The sequence below is a fragment of the Pseudoalteromonas qingdaonensis genome (assembly GCF_038739665.1).
In the GTDB taxonomy this organism is placed as follows: domain Bacteria; phylum Pseudomonadota; class Gammaproteobacteria; order Enterobacterales; family Alteromonadaceae; genus Pseudoalteromonas; species Pseudoalteromonas qingdaonensis.
In genome coordinates, this window is sequence record NZ_JBCGCU010000006.1 from 66,292 (window position 1) to 88,090 (window position 21,799).

Genomic DNA, 21,799 nt, shown 5'->3' on the forward strand with positions numbered 1-21,799 from the left:
AATTAAATCTCCCGCGCCAGCATAAGCGCTTCCTTAATGGCGCGCTTGGCATCAATTTCTGCCGCCAGCTTGGCGCCGCCAATAACGTGTAAATCGGCTTTTCCTGCACCTTTTTCGGCCTGTTGAAGCTCGGTGTCATTAGAGGTTTGTCCGATACAGCCGATCACTGTATCTACATCCAACACTCTAGCTTCACCGGCCACACTGATATGCAGGCCCTGAGCATCGAAGCGCTCATATTGGCAGTCAGCAATTTGCTCGACACCGTGCATTTTGGCCACCTGACGATGGATCCAGCCTGTGGTTTTGCCTAACCCTGCACCAAAACGTCCACTGCTACGTTTGAGCATATAAAGTTTCTTATCGCTCTTATGCAACTCAACCGGCTGCTCTATGCCCCACTGCGCCTTAAAGTTAGCAATGCTCTGATGATGCTCTTCGGTTAAAAACGCCACCATGTCAAAGCCGATCCCGCCAGCGCCCAAAATGGCAATGCGAGAGCCTAGCTCGACTTCGCCGCGGATCACCTCATCATAGCTATAAACCCGCTTGCCATCCTCACATGGGAAGCTCGCCTGCCTTGGTGACACGCCACAAGCAAAAACGATATCGTCATAATCATTTAGCATTGAGGCGTCATAGGCGGTGTTCATATGTAACTGCACACCCTGACGCACCACTTCTTCGCTGAAATACTTAAGCGCTAACTGAAAGTCTTCTTTGCCGGGAATACGCATGGCCAGGTTAAACTGGCCGCCTAGCGTATCTGAGCGCTCAATTAATGTGACCTGATGGCCGCGCTGGCGCAAATAAATACTAGCAGCCAGACCCGCAGGACCGGCACCAACCACCAGCACATTTTTACTTTTCGCTGCCTTTTCAATGGCTAAATCAAGCTCAAATGCCGCCAAAGGGTTCACCAAACAGGTGGCGCGCTGACCTTTAAATACATGGTCTAAACAGCCCTGATTACAACCAATACAGATGTTGATCTGCTCGCTTCGCTGCTGCACATACTTATTGAAAAGCTCCGGGTCGGCCAATAAGGGACGGGCCATGGAGATCATATCAGCCTGACCAGCTCTTAGGATCTCATTGGCTATATCTGGGGTGTTTATACGGTTAACGGCTATTACAGGTTTGTCGGTGGCCGCTTTTAAACGCTGCGAAGCCTCACGAAAAGCGCCAGGTGGAACCATAGAAGCTATGGTCGGTACCCTGGCCTCGTGCCAGCCGATGCCCGTATTAAAGATATCAACACCGGCCGCAGCCAATACCTTGGCCTGCTCGGTGACTTCCTCGGCAGTTGAACCGTTAGGAATAAGGTCCATCACCGACAAACGAAAAACGATAATAAATTTATCGCTCACCTGAGCGCGCACTGCCTCGACTATTTCCTTGGCAAAGCGCATACGAGCTGTGTTATCGCCGCCATATTCATCGCTGCGCTTATTGGTATGAGGCGCCATAAATTCATTGATCAGATAACCCTCAGAACCCATGATCTCAACGCCATCGTAGCCAGCCTGCTGAGCCAAACGGGCGCTGTTAGCAAAGTCTTTAATGGTGCTTTTGATCATGCCCAAACTCATGGCCTTAGGAGCGTAGGGAGTAATAGGTGATTTAATGGCGCTCGGCGCACAGTTAAAAGGATGATAGCCATAGCGGCCGGCGTGCAGCAGTTGCAAGCAGATTTTACCGCCGTGCTTGTGCACCGCCTGAGTGTACTTTTTATGTTTGAGCACATCGAACAGGGTATTAAAAGATGAGGATATGGGCGTCAGCTTGCCGCGAATATTAGGGCTATAACCGCCGGTAATAATCAGGCCCACACCACCTTTAGCACGCTCCTCATAAAACGCCGCCAGGCGCTTACGGTTATGCCACCCTTCTTCTAATCCTGTATGCATAGAGCCCATTACTAGGCGATTTCGTATTTGCCCATGCGCTAATTCTAATGCTTGTTCTAGCATGGCTATCCTCTTTAACTAATCTGGTCATACCTGTTTGAGAGTAGCGATTTTTAACTTAAGCGGCAAGTAGATTCGACAGCGCCCTTGGTGAAAGCAAAGATAACTGTAAACACTTAGTTACTTTTTTCTGTTTAAAGTTTTGAAGTCTTTGGGCTAATATGGAAGTCTAAACTAGGTGTAGAGCAGATTTTAATATTAAGGGTCTGATTTTGATTAAAAAAGTAGTAAAAGCCACTTGGGATGGAATTAACTTTTCCCGCCGCCTGGTGGTCAACCTCATCTTTATAGCTTTAGTTATCGTCGTGATCGCATCGATTACCAGCGACGATGGCGAGATCATGGTTCCCAAGGGCGCGGTGCTTAACCTAAACCTAAATGGCAACCTGGTCGAACAAAAGCGCTATGTAGACCCACTCGATGCCGCCCTTGCTCAATCCATGGGCCCTCAAGATGAGCCGGCCGAAATCCTGGTTGATGATGTGGTTGATGTGATCAACAAGGCCGCAAATGATGAGCGCATTGAAGCCATGCTATTGAACGTGCAAAACCTAGGTGGCGCTCATATCAATAAGCTGGCGGCCGTTGCCAAAGCCATTGATGCTTTTAAAGCTCAGGGCAAGCCGGTAATCGCCACAGGCTACTATTACACCCAGAGCCAGTATTATCTTGCCGCTCACGCCGATGAAATTAACCTACACCCTTATGGCGGCGTGTCTATCGAAGGCTTTGGTGTCTACCCTGTTTACTTTAAAGATGCGCTGGACAAGCTGAAGATCACCCAACACGTGTTCCGCGTGGGTACCTTTAAGTCGGCGGTAGAGCCGCTGATCCGCAACGATATGTCGCAAGCGGCTAAAGAAGCGAACAAAGAATGGCTTTCGCACCTATGGCAGCAATATAAAGACGAAATCGCGACCCTGCGTGGTTTTGAGCAAAGCAACTTTGATGAAAGCCTGGATGCCTACCTTGCCAAACTTGAGAAAGTAAATGGCAACAGCGCCGAATACGCGCTACAAAACGGCTGGGTCGACGCGCTTAAAAATAATCAAGAGCTGCGCCAACAGATGATCGACTTGGTTGGTCTTGATGAAAAAGGTAAGAGCTTCCGTCAAATCGGCTTCAACGATTATCTGGCTACCTTTAAGCTGCCTATTGCAGTGGATAACCCTTTATCTGAAAAAGTGGCGGTTATTGTGGCTAAAGGCACCATAGTCGACGGTCACCGTAAGGCCGGTGAGATCGGCGGCGACAGCACAGCTGCCCTACTGCGTGAAGCTCGTAATAATGATCGCGTTAAGGCCGTAGTGCTTCGTATCGACTCAGGCGGCGGGAGCATGTTTGCTTCCGAGCTTATTCGCCGTGAAGTGATTGCCCTTAAAGAAGCAGGCAAGCCAGTGGTTGCCTCCATGGGCTCAGTGGCTGCCTCAGGTGGTTATTGGATAGCCAGTGCCGCCAATGAAATTTGGGCAGCGCCAAGCACTATTACCGGCTCTATCGGCGTCTTTGGCACCATAATGACCTTTGAGAACAGCGCTGCAAAACTAGGTGTTTACTCAGATGGTGTTGGCACCACGGAGCTAAAAGGCTCATCGGTATTGCTTGGCCTGGACGATAAACTGGCGCAAGCCATTCAAATGAGTGTGGAAAATGCCTACTCTCGCTTTTTAGAAGTAGTGTCGGAGTCTCGCGGCCTATCTCTTGAAGAAGTAGATCAAATCGCACAGGGCCGTGTTTGGATTGCCACTCAAGCGAAGCAACTGGGTTTGGTTGACCAACTTGGCGACAAGCAGGCCGCCATTAGCGCCGCCGCTAAACTGGCAAGTTTACAGCACTATGATGTGCAGCTTATTGAGCAGCCGTTATCGCCACAGGATATTTTCATTCAAAACCTATTTGGCAATGCCGCGGTGCAGTCATTGGTTGCTAAGCAAGCACCGCAAAGTGCCAGCGTAGGTGCGGCCATGCAGTTCGATAATTTTGTTGAGCAAATTGAACAACAGGTGAACTCGCTTAAAGCCTTCAATGATCCTGACGGTATCTACGCCCGCTGCTTGGTATGTGCCATAACGAATTAATTTTCGTAAATAAATCCTGGCGCCACATTTAGTCACGGCGCCACAGCATGTATACTTAGCCCGATAGCATTTATCGGGCTTTTTTATGAAACGTAAACGTATTTATATCGCCTACACCGGCGGTACCATAGGCATGAAGAAATCAAGCCAGGGCTTTATTCCCGCCGCCGGCTACCTGACCGAAACGGTTAAAAACAGTGCTGAATTTAACCGCGATGAAATGCCGCTGTTCGATATCGAAGAATACAGCCCCCTTATCGACTCTTCCGATATGTCACCTGCTCATTGGCAGATGATAGCCGACGATATCCAGGCCAAATACCATGACTATGATGGCTTTGTGGTATTGCACGGCACAGATACCATGGCCTACACGGCCTCGGCGCTGTCGTTTATGTTTGAAAACCTGACCAAGCCTGTAATAGTGACCGGCTCGCAAATCCCCTTGTCGCAACTGCGCTCCGACGGCCAGGTTAACCTGTTAAACGCCATGTATTTGGCGGCGAATTATCCCATTGCCGAGGTAAGCCTCTTCTTTAACAATCAGCTTTTCCGCGGCAACCGGGCAACCAAGATACATGCCGATGGCTTTAATGCTTTCGACTCCCCTAATATGGCGCCCTTAGCCAAAGCCGGTATTAATATTCGCCTGATTGAAGGCCTGCTCAGCCCTTATATCGACAATGAATTACAGGTCTCACGGATTACCCCACAAGCCATTGCCGTATTGCACTTATACCCTGGGATCAGCGCCGATGTGGTCGGCTCGATAATAAACGACGATATTAAGGCCCTTATCTTATTGAGCTTTGGCGTCGGTAACGCACCGCAAAACCATGAGTTCTTAGAGCTTCTAGCCAACGCCAATGAGCGTGGCATAGTGGTTATCAACCTTACTCAATGCTTGCAAGGGCAAGTAAATATGGGCGGCTATGCCACCGGCAATGCGTTGTTGAATGTAGGCGTTATTAGCGGTTTTGATATGACCTTGGAAGCCTGTTTAACCAAGCTGCATTATTTACTTAGCAAGCAGCTCTCGGCGCAAAGCATACGTCACCTAATGCAGGATAATTTGCGCGGCGAGTTAAGCCGTTAACTACCAATTTAAATCATAAAAAAGCCCCGCAAGTTACTGTGCGGGGCTTTTATCTATGTGCGTTTAATCTTGGCGATTAACGAACCTTGGCATCAATCTCAACTAGATCTGTAAGGTGACATACCTCACCGCTGTGGGTCTTAATGCCATGCTCACCAAAGTAGTCCCGTTGCGCCTGCACCAGGTGACCATTACTTGGCGTGCTTAAGGTTGCTAAATAGTTTTGTGTGGCGCTCAGTACCGGGAACGCCAGACCTGTGCTCACCGCAGCACCGGTAATACGACGCAGCGCTTTAACTTGTGTGTCCAGGGTATCGATAAACTCTACGCCCTCGGCAATTTGATCCAGATAATCGGCACGGATAATACAGCCGGCACGCCAGGTTTGCAGCGTTTTAGCCAGGTCTACCTTCCACTGATGGGCGCGCGATGCACCTTTGATCAGCGCCAGACCTTGGCGATAACATAACAGGCTCGCCAGATGGAAAGCATCTTTTAACTCATCCAAGTCGATATCAAGACGTTCTGTGGCCTTAGCCGCATAAGTCATTTCTTTTGCAGCATGGGTGTCACCTGTATTGGTAAGGTGACGGGCTTGCACCGCGGCTACCAATGAAGGTACGGCAATGCCCAGCTCCAAGGCGTTTTGCGCCGTCCACAAGCCGGTGCCCTTAGCGCCAACCTTGTTATCGATTAAATCAACAAGCGCCTTGCCGTCTGTGGTTTCAAGTTTAAGAATATGACTGGAAATAGCCAGCAGATAGCTATTCAGTTCGCCCTCAGACCAGGTATCGAAAATCTCAGCGATTTGCTGTGGTGTTTTACCCGCACCCAAGCGTAGTAATTGGTAAATCTCGGCGATTAACTGCATCAACGCATATTCAATGCCGTTATGTACCATTTTTACAAAGTGGCCGCTGGCGGATTGACCCACACGGGCAAAACAAGACTCGCCATTGTAGCTGGCCGCCACTTTTTCAAATGAAGACTCGATACGCTCCCAGCCGCCCTCTGAGCCACTGGCCATCATGGCTGGGCCATGACGTGCGCCTTCAGCACCACCGGAAATACCCATGGTAGCGAATTCAAATTTGTTCTGGTATTTAAGCTTACGGGCTATGCCGTCTTTATAATTACTGTTACCGCAATCGACAATAATGTCGTCCTTGCCCACACCCGCATCAACCAGGTCTTGGCATACGCGATCAACCAGTTCACCGGCAGGAACCAATAACAGGATAGAACGCGGCGCTTCTAAACGGCGCACCATATCATGAAGATCTGAGACTATATGCAAGCGCTCGGCCGTTCCTTGCGTTTTGGCGCAGCTGAGTAACTCTTCACCAGCGTCTGGATTTGTATCATAAGCAACGAGCGTGAGCCCTTTTTCAATTAAGTTCAAAGCAAGATTTTTGCCCATCACTCCCAGACCTACTAATGCTACTTGCATCGAGTTTCCTCCTCGGTATAAACGTGTGACTGGTCTAAAACACCCATGGGTGCAACAACATATTATTGTTAACGTTAGAGCCTAACTCACTAATTGGATTAATAATTCTTATAGAGCCTGGCTCTAAATCTTAATTATTATCCCAGTTAGCACTTAAATGCTCGGGACGCGGGTTGACCACCTTTAAAAATTGGGTGTATAACCTGATTACGGCGGGCATTATAGGGAAAAAGAGACACCATTCAATCCCCGCCTTGGAATTATATCAAATTACCCTGATATCATTGCATAAAGGAGTCAGCCCGCGATTATAGCACAATTGACTGCATCTGACACCGGTGTCATACTACCGACATATAAATAGTAAAAAATAAGTAAAAAGCGGACTCCGAGCTGTGTTCAAGTCAGAGTTTGCTATCCTGCTATTAAGCAACTGCCTACGGGAGACTTTAATGCTTAGACGTACGAAAATCGTGGCCACCCTAGGTCCGGCAACGGACAGAGACAATAATCTAGAAAAAATCATCCGCGCCGGCGCCAATGTGGTGCGCTTAAACTTTTCCCACGGTAAAGCCGCCGATCACCAAGAGCGTGCCGATGCGGTACGTGATATCGCCAGCCGCTTAGGCGTGCACGTGGCCATTCTCGCCGACTTACAAGGCCCTAAAATTCGCGTTTCCACCTTTAAAGATGGCAAGGTTACTCTGACCCCGGGTGAAAAATTTATTCTTGATGCGGACTTAGGCCCGGAGCAAGGCGATGTTAACGCCGTGGGGATCGACTACAAAGAATTACCCCAAGACGTTAAAACCGACGATTTACTCCTGCTCAACGACGGTCTCATTCAATTGACCGTAGATCATGTTGAAGGCAACAAGGTGCACTGTATCGTTAAGGTCGGTGGTGTGTTGTCAAACAATAAAGGTATCAACCGCTTAGGCGGCGGCTTAACGGCGCCCGCCTTTACCGATAAAGACAAAGAAGACTTGATCACCGCCACCAAAATTGGCGTTGATTACATCGCCGTTTCTTTCCCCCGCAGTGGCGAAGATATGCGCTATGTGCGCTCTTTGGCCGAAAAAGCCGGCTCTACAGCTCAGCTATTAGCCAAGATTGAACGTGCCGAAGCGGTAGAAAGCGTTGAAGCCATCGACGATATTATCTTGGCTTCCGATGCGGTCATGGTTGCCCGTGGCGATCTGGGTGTAGAAATTGGCGATGCCGAACTGGTTGGTAAACAAAAGACTATTATCAATCGTGCCCGCTCCTTAAACCGTGTGGTGATCACCGCCACGCAGATGATGGAGTCCATGATAGACAATCCTATGCCGACCCGCGCCGAAGTAATGGACGTTGCCAACGCGGTATTAGACGGCACAGATGCGGTGATGCTATCGGCGGAAACCGCTGCTGGTGATTACCCAGAGCAAACCGTAGCCACCATGGCGCGCGTTTGTTTAGGCGCCGAGTCGCAAAAAGAAACCCATATTTCTAAACACCGCCTCGACAGCATGTTTGCCGACAATGCCGAGACCATTGCCCTGTCCGCCATGTATGCGGCCAACCACCTGGGTACGGTTAAAGCCATTGTGGCGCTGACAGAATCAGGTAATACCGCCAAGCTGATGTCACGTATTTCATCTGGCCTGCCTATTTATTCGCTGTCGCGCCATAAAAAGACGCTAGGTCAGTCTGCCCTGTATCGCGGCGTCTACCCGGTACACTTCGATTCCAGCCTGTATGAGAAAGAAGAAATCGCCAATCAGGCGCTGTCGCGCTTAGTTGAGCTTGGCGACTTGCAGCAAGGTGATACTGTGATCCTCACCCATGGCGACATGATGGAAACCGTTGGTGCCACAAATACCTTGAAAATTGTCACCGTTCAATAAATAGTAAGCATAGGTTTAAGCAACAGACGCAATAACTTATGTCTAAATTGAAACGCGTCGCAATACTCACATCCGGGGGCGATGCCCCCGGCATGAATGCGGCAATCCGTGCCCTAACCCTGCACGCCCTCTCCCATGAGTATCAGGTTGTCGGCTTTTACGGCGGCTATAATGGCCTGATAGATGAAGACTATACCGAGCTTAGCGCCGCCAATGTCGGCGACATCATCCACCGCGGCGGCACCATTTTAAAATCAGCCCGTTGCCCACAAATGCTCAGTGAAGCAGGTATACTCCAAGCGGCCAACAGCCTGCGTAAATGTCATATCGATGCTTTAGTAGTGATCGGTGGCGATGGCAGCTTTAAGGGCGCCCAGGCGCTGCAAGAGCACTGGCAAGGGCAGCTCATCGGCATTCCCGGCACCATAGACAATGATATCAATGGCACAGAGGCCACCATTGGCTTTCATACCGCCATAGATACGGCGCTCGATTGCATAGACAAGATCCGCGATACCGCTCAGGCCTTTGAACGCACCTTTGTGGTTGAGGTAATGGGTCGTGACTGCGGCATTTTGGCTATGGAAGCGGGATTGGCCAGTGGCGCCGAGCAGATCATCTGCAAAGAACTGATTGAGGATGAGCAGGCCTTTCTTGACGAGCTAAAAGAAGAAATGGCACAGTCACTGCGCCAGGATAAACACCCTAGTTATGTGCTGGTGATGGCCGAACACTCGTTAAGTATCAGCGCGCAGCAATTGGCCGATCAGCTCAGCGAATACACAGGAGTCGATAGTCGCAGCGCTATTTTAGGCTATGTACAACGCGGCGGTGCGCCAGTTGCGGGAGATCGTATTTTAGCGACTCAGTTAGGGGTCGCTGCAATTGAGCAATTAGCCATGGGCACCGGTGGTGTGATGGTCGGCATAAAAAATAATGCCATCACCACCATCCCCTTTGCCGATACCGCCAATACACAAACCCGTAATAAGGACTTTGTGGCCCGGTTAAAGCAGTATCGACTCTAAACTAAGCCCTAACCAAGCTTTAGCTATGCTTAGTTAGCCAAAGCTGCCTTGACCTTATCACGGTAGCTACGGCTAACTTTCAGCTCTTGACCGTTACTTAATACCAGCAGGTATTCACCACTGACCTGAGTCACCAGCTTGCTGATCTGTTTTGAATTGACGATGGCGCTGCGGTGAACACGTACAAACAAACCTGGGTCAAGCTCACGCTCCAGCTCTTTCATGGTTTTACGCAGGATATGAGTTTGTCCGTCGCCACAGTGAAGACACATATAATCACCGGCGGCATCCACCCATTGAATGCTATTGGTGGACACACGGATGATCTCACCCTGCTCTTTCACCGCCAATGATTCCGGGTAGCGCTTGGTTTCCAAGCTGTCACCGCTGGCTAATTTCTTAAGAATTTCTTCACAGTTATTACCTGTGATCCCGGCCACAAAACTGGCCAGCTTTTTCTTATGAATATTATCTTGTTGTGTTTTTAGATGTGATTGCACTTTTTCCACCGCCTGTTTTAGTCTGTCGTCATCCACAGGTTTGAGCACATAATCGAGCGCATGTACTTCAAAGGCCTGCACGGCATAGCGATCGAAGGCGGTAACGAACACCACAAGGGGTTGCTGCTCGGTGGGCAAGTGCGCTAGCGCATCCGCCACCTCAAAGCCGTTCATTCCTGGCATCTGAATATCCAAAAACACCAAATCTATCCTTTGCGATTGACACAAGGCCACCGCTTCTGCACCTTGAGCGCACTGCTCGATGACTTCTATGTTATCGAGTTGCGCCAAACGTACGGCCAAGCCCTTACGAGCTAAGGACTCGTCATCGACGATCAGGGTTTTTATGGTATTCACTCTGTTACTGCCTTCTCAAAAGGGATACGAATATTGACGGTTAAACCAGTCGGCGTATTCCCTGATAATACAAATGAATAATTGTTCTCGTAAAGTGTCTTCAATCTATCCTTGGTATTAGCTATGCCAACGCCACCGGCGTGCAGCAACTGCCCATCTTTAAGCTCTGTGCCCGGGCCGTTATCACTGACCTCAAGCAACAATTCCTTGGCAAACACCTGAGCCTTGACGCTGATCACCCCACCTTGGGTCATTTGCGCTATGGCATATTTCAACGAGTTTTCAATTAACGGCTGCAAAATAAGGCTCGGCACCAAGGCTCCTCTGGCCTCGTCACTGATATCCATCTGCACAGCCAAGCGGTCGTCAAAGCGCACCCGCTCAATATCTAAATACAGGCTTAGAGCGTGTAATTCCTGCTCTAAAGCCACTTTTTTAATGGGATCTGTGTTAAGCGTATAGCGCAAAAAGTCACTTAATCGCGATACCATCTTGTTGGCATCCTTGTTTTCCTCTACCAAGATCAAGGTTGATATGGCGTTGAGAGTATTAAACAAAAAATGCGGATTGAGCTGATAACGCAGCATTTTTAATTGCGCTTCATGGGCCATAGTATTGGCCTTAAGCGCCTTTTGTCGTTCACCCTGTAAGAGCTGGTAGTATTTGATCCCAAAATACAAACCGCTCCAACATAAAATAATATAAACCGAGTCAAGGCCCTGCTGAAAATAGTAAAACCACTCATCAGGGCGATAACCGTGGCGGTAAATTTCCCATAGGTTAAACTTTTGCACTACAGACCACAGGGTTCCTGTGATATAGGACACCCCAAACACCACCAGCACCAAAATCCAGGGTTTGGCATTCCACACCCGGCGGTACAAATAGCGCAGCGGTACCGTCATCAGGCACCCGGCATAGGCATTAAGTAAGATCACAAACACGTAAATATCACGCATTTCAAAGACCTTGGAACCTATGTAGTTAACCAGGGCATAGCCAATCCATCCGGCGATTTGCAGTACCCAGAAAAAACGCTGGCGATTATCGACTAATTGCTGCCAATTCAAAATTCACTAAACTCCTTGGGTCTGTTTTTCTTTGTGGTTTACTTTATGTTCAATCTAAACGCATTCTGATCACGACGCTCGTTATGATGCATAGTCATTCTATGTTCATAGCGAGCAACACAGAGCAGGATTCGTTTAGATGAACCCATAGGGCAGCGCTTGTAGCGCATTTCTTCTGTGTTGTTACATGTTCATGTAGAATAACTACACCACACATGTGCCGCCTTGTATAAATCCACTACAAACCGCTGCAGAAACAAACAACAAAGGTCAACAGACCCTTAGCCTCGCCACAATATCCATGCGCGCTGCATACTTATCTAACATCATTATTAATAAAGCCGACTCAAAAGGCACTGTATTTGGTCTTATCTAACCTTTCCTTCAACGCAAAAACGCCGCACTGTGGGTGCGGCGTTTACTTATAAGGCGGAGCTTAAATACTCACACGCTTATAGTTGCGATATTCAGGGTGCCAATAGTTCTTATCTATGGCTTTAATAATGTCCTCATCGCTGACCTCCAGTGCCTCACCCTGCTCAATGGCTACCTTGGCCACCGCAAAGGCAATGCGCTTAGACAAGGCTTCAATTTGCGTCAATGGCGGCAGCAAGTTGCCCGCACCTGAGTTGGCCAAAGGCGAGCTCGAGGCTAAGGTTTCACTGGCGGCCATCAGCATTTCATCGCTAATCCGTTTGGCTTTAATGGCAATAACGCCCAAACCAATACCAGGGAAAATATAGCTGTTGTTACACTGAGGAATGTTGTAATCCTTGCCCTCATAGCTAATGGTGCCAAACGGGCTGCCGGTGGCAATAATGGCCTGGCCCTTGGTCCAGTTAAGTACATCCTGAGGGTGGGCTTCAACCTGCTTAGACGGATTCGACAGTGGGAAGATAATCGGCTGTGGATTATTTTCTGCCATGGTACGTACAACCTGCTCACTAAAGAGACCAGGTTGGCCCGATACACCGATAAGAATGCCCGGCTCGGCGCAATTCATCACGTCCAATAAGGATGGATAATCGCCGCTGTATTGCCACTGCGCCAGATTCTCCTGAGACTGCATCAGCGCCTGTTGGAAATCACGCAACCCTTCCATGCCTTCGGCCAGCAGACCAAAACGGTCAACCATGTAAATTTGACTGCGCGCCTGGGCCTCGCTGATACCTTCAGACACCATTTGGCTGATAACCTGCTCGGCAATGCCACAACCCGCAGAGCCGGCGCCAACAAACACTACCTTTTGCTCACTCAGCTTGGTGCCTTTTACTCGACAAGCGGCCAGCAAGGTGCCCACAGTCACAGCGGCTGTGCCCTGGATATCATCATTAAAGCTACAGATCTCATCACGGTAACGTTTTAGAAGTGGCATGGCGTTAGGCTGAGCGAAATCTTCAAACTGCAGCATCACATTAGGCCAGCGACGCTTAACCGCTTTGATAAAGAGATCGAGAAACTCATCGTATTCCGTTTGACTGATACGCGGGTGGCGGGCGCCCATATACATGGGGTCGTTCAACAGCTTTTCGCTATTAGTGCCCACATCCAGCATCACCGGCAAGGTATAAGCCGGGCTAATGCCGCCACAGGCTGTGTACAGAGACAATTTACCAATGGGAATACCCATACCGCCGATACCCTGATCGCCGAGGCCCAAAATACGCTCGCCATCGGTAACCACTATCACCTTCACCTTGCCCTTGGTGGCGTTGCGAAGAATGTCATCGATATTGTGTCTGTCTTCATAAGAGATAAATAAGCCCCGTGAACTGCGATAAATATCGGAGAACTGCTCACACGCATCGCCCACGGTTGGCGTATAGATAATGGGCATCATCTCGTCGATATGATCCCGTACCAAGCGGTAATACAAAGTCTCGTTATTATCTTGAATGGCACGCAAGTAGATATGCTTATTAAGGTTATCGCGAAAGCTGGAGTATTGTTGATAACAACGCTCCGCCTGCTCTTCGATGGTTTCAAAGCGTGGCGGCAATAAGCCAACCAGGTTAAAACTCTCACGCTCACGCTGGGTAAAAGCACTGCCTTTATTGAGCAAGGGCGTTTCTAACAGAGTGGGGCCGGAATATGGAATATAAAGATAATTTGAATCGCTGATTTGTGTGTGCGGTGCAGATGATTTATCAGTCATGATGCCTACTTAGCGCAGAATACAATTGCCTGATATTATTGCCCCTTGAGGGTAAATTGCAAACCGAAATCAACTAGATTACGTATTCATCACCAGTTTTTGGGCTTGTTAGCAATTAACCAACAAGCCCATGAATTTATATTAACATTGGTACCCTATTGGCCCAGAGCTATGCCCTCACGTCTGGGATCGGCGCTGCCATAAAGTTTGCCGTCAATGATCTCCACCGCATGCAGACCTGAGTTCAAGTCACCAATGCGCACCTCATGGCCACGTAGCCCAAATTGCGCTTTTAGCTTGGCCAATTCGGTCCCCTGCTCCAAGGTGGTTACATCATTGCGGTTGGTCAAACGCGGCATATTAATGGCCTGCTGCGCCGTCAGTCCCCAATCGAGCACACCGATAATGCTGTGCGCCACATAATTGATAATGCGACTGCCACCGGGTGAGCCTATCACCAGGCGCAGTGAGCCATCTTCATTAAACACCATAACAGGTGCCATGGAGCTGCGTGGGCGCTTATTGCCCTCAACGCGGTTTTGCACGTATTTACCGTCGCGTTTAGGCGAGAGCGCAAAGTCGGTGAGTTGGTTATTCAACAAGTAACCATTCACCATAACGGTCGAGCCAAACGCCATTTCAATAGAAGTGGTCATGGACACCGCATTGCCCTTTGCATCCACGATGGAAATATGGCTGGTATTAGGCAATTCAAAGGCATCGTCCTCAGCGTAGCTTAAACCCACAACCGGATTGCCGTGGCTTTGCTTATGGTCACGCTCACCAATTAAAGTCGCACGCTTATCTAAATAAGTGCTGTCCATCAAGGCTTGAGTGGGTACCGCCTGAAAATCCGGGTCGGCCATATACACGTTGCGGTCGGCAAAGGCCAATCTCGAAGCCTGGGTAAAGTAATGCAGCGCTTCTGGGTCGTTAGCCGGGTACTGGCTGAGGTTTTTGTGCTCCAGCAATTTTAGAATTTGCAGTACCGCCATACCACCACTGCTTGGCGGCGCCATTGAGCACACGCGGTAGCTATGGTAACCAACACAGATAGGAGCACGCTCTTTGGCTTGATAGCCTTGAATATCCGCTGCGGTTAAAAGACCTGGGGCAATCTCGCTGTGCTGTACTGCTGTCGCGATGGCTTTGGCATTGTCACCCTGATAAAAGGCGCTAACGCCCTGCTCCGCCATTTTACGATATAAGGCGGCAAGCTCAGGGTTTTTACGCACTGTGCCCACGGCTAAAGGCTCGCCCTCGGGAAAGAAATAGTCACTGGCCACCGGCAGCTGTTCAACACCTGGGTTAATACGACGGGCTAGCAGCTTATGCAGGCGTGGTGATACCTCAAACCCTTGCTCGGATAAGGCGATGGCATCGCTAAAGAGCTCTTCCCAGGGCAAATTGCCGTACTGGGTGTGAGCATCGGCCAGGGCTTTCATCACCCCGGGTACACCCACAGAGCGACCACCGACGACCGCATCTATCCAGCGCACCGCCTTGCCTTCACTATCGAGAAATAACTCGGGCGTGGCCGCTTTTGGTGCGGTTTCACGGCCATCGAAGGTGGTTAACTGACGCCCTTGGGCATCATAATGCATAATAAAAGCACCGCCGCCTATGCCGGAGGATTGCGGCTCAACCAGGGTTAAAACCAGCTGTACGGCGATGGCTGCGTCTATGGCGCTGCCACCTTTGGCCAGCACAGATTCACCGGCTTGTACCGCGTAAGGGTTCGCGGCGGCGACCATGTATTTTTCGCCGACAACCGCATGTTTGGCGACAATACTGGTGGTGGCTTCGGGCTCTCTGTCGGCCAGCACCTGTTTATTGGTATTTGTTTCATCCGTGGCTACACAGCCCGAGGTAAGAAAAAGAGTGACAGCAAGGGTCAGAAGGGATTTGGAAAAAGTCATAAAGATGCCAGGGTCCATTGTCTCGTTTAAGATTAGCATCTTAAGGGAAATACCAATTCACTTAAATAGCTAAGCGGGCTAAATATCATGCTCACTGTGTTGGGATTTGTATAGGGAGAAATACTACATAAGAAAAATTCCGCCTTGTGAGCATGTCATTTAACCAAAGCTATCTCTGATCACATACTTAACAGCATTGGTATAAACGGGCACAATACGCAAAAAATAATAGATAATTGCCGCCATGTTTCAATCCTTGTTTAAAAAATCAACCCTGCTTGCGCCTTTAGCCCTGATCATTCTCTGCGTACTGATCATGGTTTTCAATTTGAATCCCGTGCTGCAGTTTGACCGCGGCGCCATCATTGACGGGCAAGTCTATCGTCTGCTTAGCGGTAATTTTAGCCACAGTAATGGCGCCCATTTATTAATGAATATGGCCGGCGTTGGCGCCCTTTGGCTTCTCCATCATCATTTTTTTACGGTACGTGGCTATTGGCTGGCGATTGTGAGCATGTCATTGGGATGCACCGGACTTATTTATCTGTTCGCCGACAATATTGATATTTATGTTGGCCTCAGCGGCACCTTGCATGGCCTCTTGGTCTATGGCGCCTTGCGCGATATTTACAGCGCCGAGAAAACCGGCTACCTGCTGTTATTAGGTGTGTTAATCAAGGTGGCCTATGAGCAATTCATCGGCGCCAGCGCCGACTTAGAAACCCTAATCGCCTCTCGGGTAGCCATTGAAGCCCATTTGTTTGGTGTGATAGGTGGTTTTGTGCTGGGGGTATTGCACTGGTTAAGGCATCGCGCTCGCCAGTAAATTAGCTGCACTAATGATAAGAAAAAGCCCGGGCTCCAAAGTGATGTCCGGGCTTTTTTATGCTGTTATCGCGAAGCGTTATACCAATTCTGTTAAGTATGTGATCAGAGATAGCGCTGGATAAATGAGATGCTAACAAGGCAGATTTTTTCATATGTAGTTATTCTACATAGAAAAAATCTAACGCCGTTAGCATGATATTTAGCCCGCTAGAATGATTAGCTATTTAAGTGAATTGGTATCATAGGTTTTCTTTAAACAGCTTATGAATACGACGGTATTCGTCTAACCAGCTTGAAGGCTGAATAAAACCATGCGGCTCAACTGGGAAGATAGCGGTCTCGAAGTTCTCTTTTTCCAGCTCAATAAAGCGCTGTACCAAGCGTACTACATCCTGGAAGAACACATTGTCATCAACCATGGGGGCGTTGATCAGCAATGGCTTTTGTAAACCCTCGGCGAAGTAAATCGGCGAGCTGCGCTCATAAGCTATGGGATCAACATCCGGGCGGTTTAGAATGTTCGATGTGTACGGCGCATTGTAATGAGCCCAGTCGCTGACCGGACGCAAGGCGGCACCGGCTTGGAATACTTCCGGCGCGGTGAACAGAGCCATAAAGGTCATAAAGCCGCCGTATGAGCCACCATAAGTGCCCACGGCACCGGTATCAACATTGGCATGCTCGGCCATCCAGTTAACACCATCGATCAGATCTTGGGTTTCTGGTGTGCCCATTTGGCGATAAATAGCGGTACGCCAGTCACGGCCATAACCTTTTGATGCTCGGTAATCCATATCCATCACCACATAACCTTCATCGGCCAGTAAAGAATGGAACATAAATTCACGGAAATAACCGGACCAGCCGAAGTGTGAGTTTTGCAAGTAGCCGGCGCCATGGTTAAAGATCACCGCTTTACGGCTCTTACCACTTTCCCCTTCCACGTAGTCGCTTGGGTAATAAACCTTGGCATACACAGGCTGCTCACCATGACTTGAAGGCACGGCAACAATTTTCGGCGCTGTCAGTTTAGTGGCTTTAAATTGCTCGGATACGGTGTGAGTCAGTTGCGTTACTTCGGCCTTAGGCGCCGCGTCCATTACAAATAGCTCAGGCGGATTCATAATGGTCGAATGGGTCAGCAACAACTTGCTCTGATCCGGGCTCAGCACATAGTCCGTCATACCGTTAAGGTCGGTCAGTGCTTCAACATCACCACCGGCCAGAGGCAAACGGTAGATTTCATAGATGCCCGGGTGCTTTTTATTGCCCTTAAAGTAAAGGTAAGCATCATCATTGCTTAGAGTCAGATCGGAGACCTCAAACGCACCACGAGTACGCTGTATCGCCTTACCATCTAACGCCTTGGTATAGATATGGCTATAACCGGACTGCTCAGATAGGTAATACAAGGTATCGCTGTTATTTAACCAACCAAAGTCGTTAAAGGTGTAGTTTACCCAGGCATCATCGTGCAATCTGTGTTGGTTAACCAGCTTCTTGCCATTGAAATCAACGGTGGCTATCCAGCGGTCTTTGTTGTCCCAGGCTTCCAGCATAACAGCGACTTGCGTCCCAGCGTTATTCCAGACAATAGCGCTTTGATCCCAGCCCCAGTCCATCATCAGATTGATTTCACGGCGTTTCTTTTCAGATTTATACTTTTTGCCTTCGCGGGCATAGTTTTCAGCCTTAACCTCGGCTAAAACGTCTTCATCCCAACCAGGCAAGGTATTGTAGGTCAGGGTCGACTTCTGCTTGTTATCCAGGTCGATATACACCAGCTCGGTTTCCTGCGGCTTATCATCGGCCACACGGCGACGAGCGGGAACCGCATCAATACCGGCATCATCTGTGATGTAATTAGGCATGATATCGCCTTCACCACGCCAGCTGCGGGTGTCGGTCAGGGCCACAATCAGCTTAGTGCCATCCGGTGATAACTGGGCGTCCACCAGACGCTTATTCTCACCCAAGTAAATACTGGCATCCACCAAAGCATCATTGGCATCAAGCAAGGCCTGTTGGCGCGCGACGGCATCTTTTTTGTTCTTTAACTGCAAAGCGACATAGTCGATTAGCTTATGCTGCTCTTTGGCGATATAGCTGCTCGGCTCACTCACCTTCACCGGCTTGTCTTCAAGCTTGAGGTTGACCAACTCGCTGTGCTGACCCGTGCTTAAATCAACCTGCATAAACAGGTTGCCGACTCGGTAAACCAAGGAGTTGTCATTTAAAAACTGCGGCTTAGATTCAAATGCCGATGTTTTAGTAATTTGGATCAGGGTGTTGTTAAGAAGATCCTTAACAAAGATATCGCCTTCAAACTGATAGGCCTGCAAACGCTGATCTTTGCTCATAACCGCGGCGTCATCGCCCAAGGTATGAAGCTCGTTTAGAGGCACCACGGCGGCGCTGTTACCAAGCTCTTGAACATAATGATCTCTTAGTTCATTGCCCTGCTGCTTCTGTTGATAAATCACCGCGCTCGAGTCGGCGCGCCAAAACGCACCTTCCGGCTGGTTACCCAACCAGTCTGGATGCGCCATGGCCTGCTCTAGGGTAATGGCGATAGAGCCAGGCTTAGCTGGAGTCGATACTTGTTGTTTTTCAATGGTGCTGGGCTCGGCATTAACCGCTGCCACGCTTTGGGGTGCCGTGCTTTGACAGCCCGCAAGGATAAAGCTAGAAGCTATGGTGGCCGCTAGCACTGTTTTATGAAACATAATTATTAGTATTGAAATTGCAGGTGCCAAGATTTAAGCAAAATCTCAGCAATAAAAACAGGTGTTTTAGATTAAATAGGCGCTTAATGGGGTGAATAACAACGCAAAAAAGGTCAGCAAGTGTTGCTGACCAAAACTCTGCGCTAGCAATAAAACAAGCTATGAACCTGTTCCCTATAAATATAGACCATAATTTAAACAAATACGTTTATTCATTTGTGATTATCTGCACATCCATCCAAACCAGACGATGATCCGAAGATAACTTTCTATCACGCACTAACTCATAGCCGGACTCCCCCTGACCCGGCCAATACACACCCGAGGCCACGCTCTGCAAACCAAACTGGGATGGCAAAACATAATCGACGCGGGCTTGCCAGCTGGCGGTATAGAATTTTGCAAAAGGCTCGGTGGAGGATTCGGCGCCACCCTTACTAACAGGTATTAAGCTGCTATCCACCTTGGGATGCTTTAACAGCTGATCAATGGCCTCAGGTCTTGCCTTGGGGCCTTGGGGCGCGACGTTTAAGTCACCAAGAATCACAAATCGGGTGTCGCCGCTAAGGCCACCCGCTTGCCCCTTATCATCCACAAGGTAACCTGGGGCTGGCGTGGTGATATAATCTGCCACTAACTTTATCTCAGCGAAATTACGCAGGCCGTTTCTGTCTTCCGCGCCGTCAAATACCGGCGGCGTGGGATGTGAGGCTAGAATATGCAGGCGTTCACCGGCAATTTCCAGCGGGATATCCCAAAATGATTTTGAACTTAAACGCGCCGCCTGCCAGGTTTGTTGATCGTAAAAAGGCTGACCTTCGAGCTGGGGCATAGAAGCGCCGCTTTGTGTATGCCAAGGCAAATGCTGAAAGGTACGCACCGCATCTGTATCTATGGGAAAACGACTCAGTAAAAGCATGCCGTATTGGCCGGGATAAAAACCAAAACCATAGGCATCACCGGCTATGCCCGTCTTTTTGCCATTACCATCAAAGTCATACTCACTGGCAACACCTGTATTGACCGGCGCCGCATAGCTGTATTGATAGCTAATGGCTTGGTAGTCGCCATGGGTCTGAGTAAGAAAATTTTGCTGAAACAGCGCTACGTTTTGTTGCCAATCACCGGTGAAATCAAATTCATTAAGTAAAATTACATCCGGGCGCACCGCTTGGATAATGGCGGCGATATTATGAATTTGCTTGTGGCTGCCCTCGGCCAGTAACTGAGGCAATGGCGACTGGGTTAATGAGGTAAAGTGTTCGTTGTAATTAGAGCCGTCCATACTGACGTTAAAGGTGGCAATACGTATACTGGGCGCAGATTGCGCGGCATCAGAGTTAAGCCTGGGGGTGGCGCTGGTGCAAGCGCTTAAGCCGCTTACCCCGAGCAGTAATGCGCCCAGAAGATAAAAAGCCTGACCTTGTGCTTTCATACTAGATTCCATTAAGCTGACGAAAAAAGCTAATACCCACTTAGATTAAAACAGGTACTAGAACGCAATGGTAGCAGCTAAGCTGTTGACTTTGTAATTAAAAAAGATAAAAAAACCGAGCTTAGCTCGGTTTTTAAGAAGTGCCTGATTTGGCTTAATTGAGAGTAAGTCGCTGAGCCATGGCCGCAATCCCAGGGTATTGCTCCTCGGGCAGATACTCAGCTAAGGTTGCTAAACACTCACCTAAGGCATGCAGGTTATCGGCACTGACGTTAATATGACCCATTTTACGCCCAGGCTTTACGCCCTTGCCGTACCAGTGGCTGCGGGTTTGCGCTACGCTAAGCACCTCGGCTGGAATAGCCGCCTGACCCAGCACATTAATCATCGCGCTTGGGCGCAATAAGGCAGTGTCACCTAAGGGCAAACCGGCCACGGCGCGCACATGGTTTTCAAACTGACAGCTATAAGCGCCCTGTTGTGTCCAGTGCCCAGAGTTATGCACCCGAGGCGCTATTTCATTAACCAGAAGTTGGCCGTCAACATCGAAGAACTCTATGGCCAGTACGCCCACGTAATTCAGCGCATTTGCCAATTTGCTATAGGCGTCAATGGCTTGCTGTTGCACGCTGTCATTGACTAATCCGGCCACAGACAAAGTCAGTACACCGTTCGTGTGTTCGTTCTCTGTTACCGGGTAGATGGCTACATTACCCATATGATCACGGGCGCCGATCACCGACACTTCGCGATCGAAGGGGATCATTTTTTCACAAATAATGCTGTGCTCAGAGTCTTTTTCTAAAAACTCACGCATTTGCGCCCAAATCTGATCCGCATCCGCGGCGTCTTTTAAGCGCCATTGACCCTTGCCATCGTATCCCGCCTGACAGGTTTTAATTACCAGGGGTAAGGCCAGCTCAGAGATGGCTTTATCCAGGTGGCTACGCTCGGTTACCAGCACATAAGGGGCGCTCGGCACACCAGCGTGCTCTAGTAAGGCCTTTTCTTTTGCTCGGTCGCCACCGCAGGCAATGGCTTCTTCGCCAGGGAAGAACTTACCGCTTTGCTCACACAGCGCCAATACATCCGCAGGAATATGCTCGAATTCAGCGGTAATGCGCTCGCTCTGTGCAATCGCCTGCTCCAGCGTTAATTCATAGATTTCGCCGGTTACCGGATGAACCACCTGCTTTGAGCCTACATCATAGGCACGGATATGAATATCCAAAGGCGCGCCAACAAGCGCCATCATTCGCGCTAATTGTCCCGCACCAAGCACTAACATATTCATGGCT

14 protein-coding genes are annotated in these 21,799 nt (G+C 49.2%); 5 read left to right on the plus strand and 9 right to left on the minus strand.

Annotated features, from left to right (window positions below):
• Positions 1 to 2 precede the first annotated feature (2 nt).
• The gene (locus WCN91_RS07180; RefSeq protein WP_342677669.1) at positions 3 to 1,973 is read right to left on the minus strand and encodes an FAD-dependent oxidoreductase; all 1,971 of its coding nucleotides are present in this window, start codon (positions 1,971 to 1,973) and stop codon (positions 3 to 5) included.
• A gap of 209 nt (positions 1,974 to 2,182) precedes the next feature.
• Here WCN91_RS07180 and sppA point away from each other — a divergent pair, with 209 nt between their 5' ends.
• On the plus strand, positions 2,183 to 4,048 hold the full coding sequence (gene sppA, locus WCN91_RS07185) for a signal peptide peptidase SppA (RefSeq protein WP_342677671.1): 1,866 nt from the start codon (positions 2,183 to 2,185) through the stop codon (positions 4,046 to 4,048).
• Between the two features lie 85 nt (positions 4,049 to 4,133).
• Positions 4,134 to 5,144 carry an asparaginase gene (gene ansA, locus WCN91_RS07190; protein ID WP_342677673.1) on the plus strand — a complete coding sequence of 337 codons (1,011 nt, stop codon included), beginning with the start codon at positions 4,134 to 4,136 and terminating at the stop codon, positions 5,142 to 5,144.
• 76 nt (positions 5,145 to 5,220) lie between these two features.
• Here ansA and gndA read toward each other — a convergent pair whose 3' ends face one another.
• Entirely contained in the window at positions 5,221 to 6,594 is a 1,374-nt protein-coding gene (gndA, locus tag WCN91_RS07195; protein ID WP_342677675.1) for an NADP-dependent phosphogluconate dehydrogenase, read from the minus strand.
• Between the two features lie 452 nt (positions 6,595 to 7,046).
• On the opposite strand from gndA, the gene pyk reads away from it, so the two are divergent.
• Positions 7,047 to 8,483 (plus strand): pyruvate kinase, encoded by a 1,437-nt coding sequence (gene pyk / locus WCN91_RS07200; protein ID WP_342677677.1) that lies wholly within the window; start codon positions 7,047 to 7,049, stop codon positions 8,481 to 8,483.
• A 38-nt stretch (positions 8,484 to 8,521) separates the two neighbouring features.
• Complete coding sequence (locus WCN91_RS07205; RefSeq protein WP_342677679.1) at positions 8,522 to 9,511, plus strand: ATP-dependent 6-phosphofructokinase; 990 nt, start codon at positions 8,522 to 8,524, stop codon at positions 9,509 to 9,511.
• Between the two features lie 29 nt (positions 9,512 to 9,540).
• On the opposite strand, the gene WCN91_RS07210 is transcribed toward WCN91_RS07205, so the two are convergent.
• The 4 genes from WCN91_RS07210 to ggt form a co-directional block, all read right to left on the minus strand.
• A complete protein-coding gene (locus tag WCN91_RS07210) occupies positions 9,541 to 10,368 on the minus strand; it encodes a LytR/AlgR family response regulator transcription factor (RefSeq protein ID WP_342677681.1) in 828 nt (275 codons plus the stop codon).
• Positions 10,365 to 11,438 (minus strand): sensor histidine kinase, encoded by a 1,074-nt coding sequence (locus WCN91_RS07215; RefSeq protein WP_342677683.1) that lies wholly within the window; start codon positions 11,436 to 11,438, stop codon positions 10,365 to 10,367. Before WCN91_RS07215 ends, WCN91_RS07210 begins: the two co-directional genes overlap by 4 nt.
• A 436-nt stretch (positions 11,439 to 11,874) precedes the next feature.
• Positions 11,875 to 13,593 (minus strand): NAD-dependent malic enzyme, encoded by a 1,719-nt coding sequence (locus tag WCN91_RS07220; protein ID WP_342677684.1) that lies wholly within the window; start codon positions 13,591 to 13,593, stop codon positions 11,875 to 11,877.
• 155 nt (positions 13,594 to 13,748) lie between these two features.
• A complete protein-coding gene (gene ggt / locus WCN91_RS07225; RefSeq protein WP_342677685.1) occupies positions 13,749 to 15,512 on the minus strand; it encodes a gamma-glutamyltransferase in 1,764 nt (587 codons plus the stop codon).
• A gap of 244 nt (positions 15,513 to 15,756) precedes the next feature.
• On the opposite strand from ggt, the gene rrtA reads away from it, so the two are divergent.
• Positions 15,757 to 16,338, plus strand: coding sequence for a rhombosortase (gene rrtA, locus WCN91_RS07230; RefSeq protein ID WP_342677687.1), 582 nt, complete (start codon positions 15,757 to 15,759; stop codon positions 16,336 to 16,338).
• Between the two features lie 241 nt (positions 16,339 to 16,579).
• Here rrtA and WCN91_RS07235 read toward each other — a convergent pair whose 3' ends face one another.
• From WCN91_RS07235 to WCN91_RS07245, 3 genes are all read right to left on the minus strand, one after another.
• Positions 16,580 to 19,066: a S9 family peptidase gene (locus WCN91_RS07235; RefSeq protein ID WP_342677689.1), complete on the minus strand. Its 2,487-nt coding sequence runs from the start codon at positions 19,064 to 19,066 to the stop codon at positions 16,580 to 16,582.
• 208 nt (positions 19,067 to 19,274) lie between these two features.
• Complete coding sequence (locus WCN91_RS07240; protein WP_342677691.1) at positions 19,275 to 20,501, minus strand: endonuclease/exonuclease/phosphatase family protein; 1,227 nt, start codon at positions 20,499 to 20,501, stop codon at positions 19,275 to 19,277.
• A 154-nt stretch (positions 20,502 to 20,655) separates the two neighbouring features.
• The gene (locus tag WCN91_RS07245) at positions 20,656 to 21,795 is read right to left on the minus strand and encodes a 5-(carboxyamino)imidazole ribonucleotide synthase (RefSeq protein ID WP_342677693.1); all 1,140 of its coding nucleotides are present in this window, start codon (positions 21,793 to 21,795) and stop codon (positions 20,656 to 20,658) included.
• Positions 21,796 to 21,799: the final 4 nt, after the last annotated feature.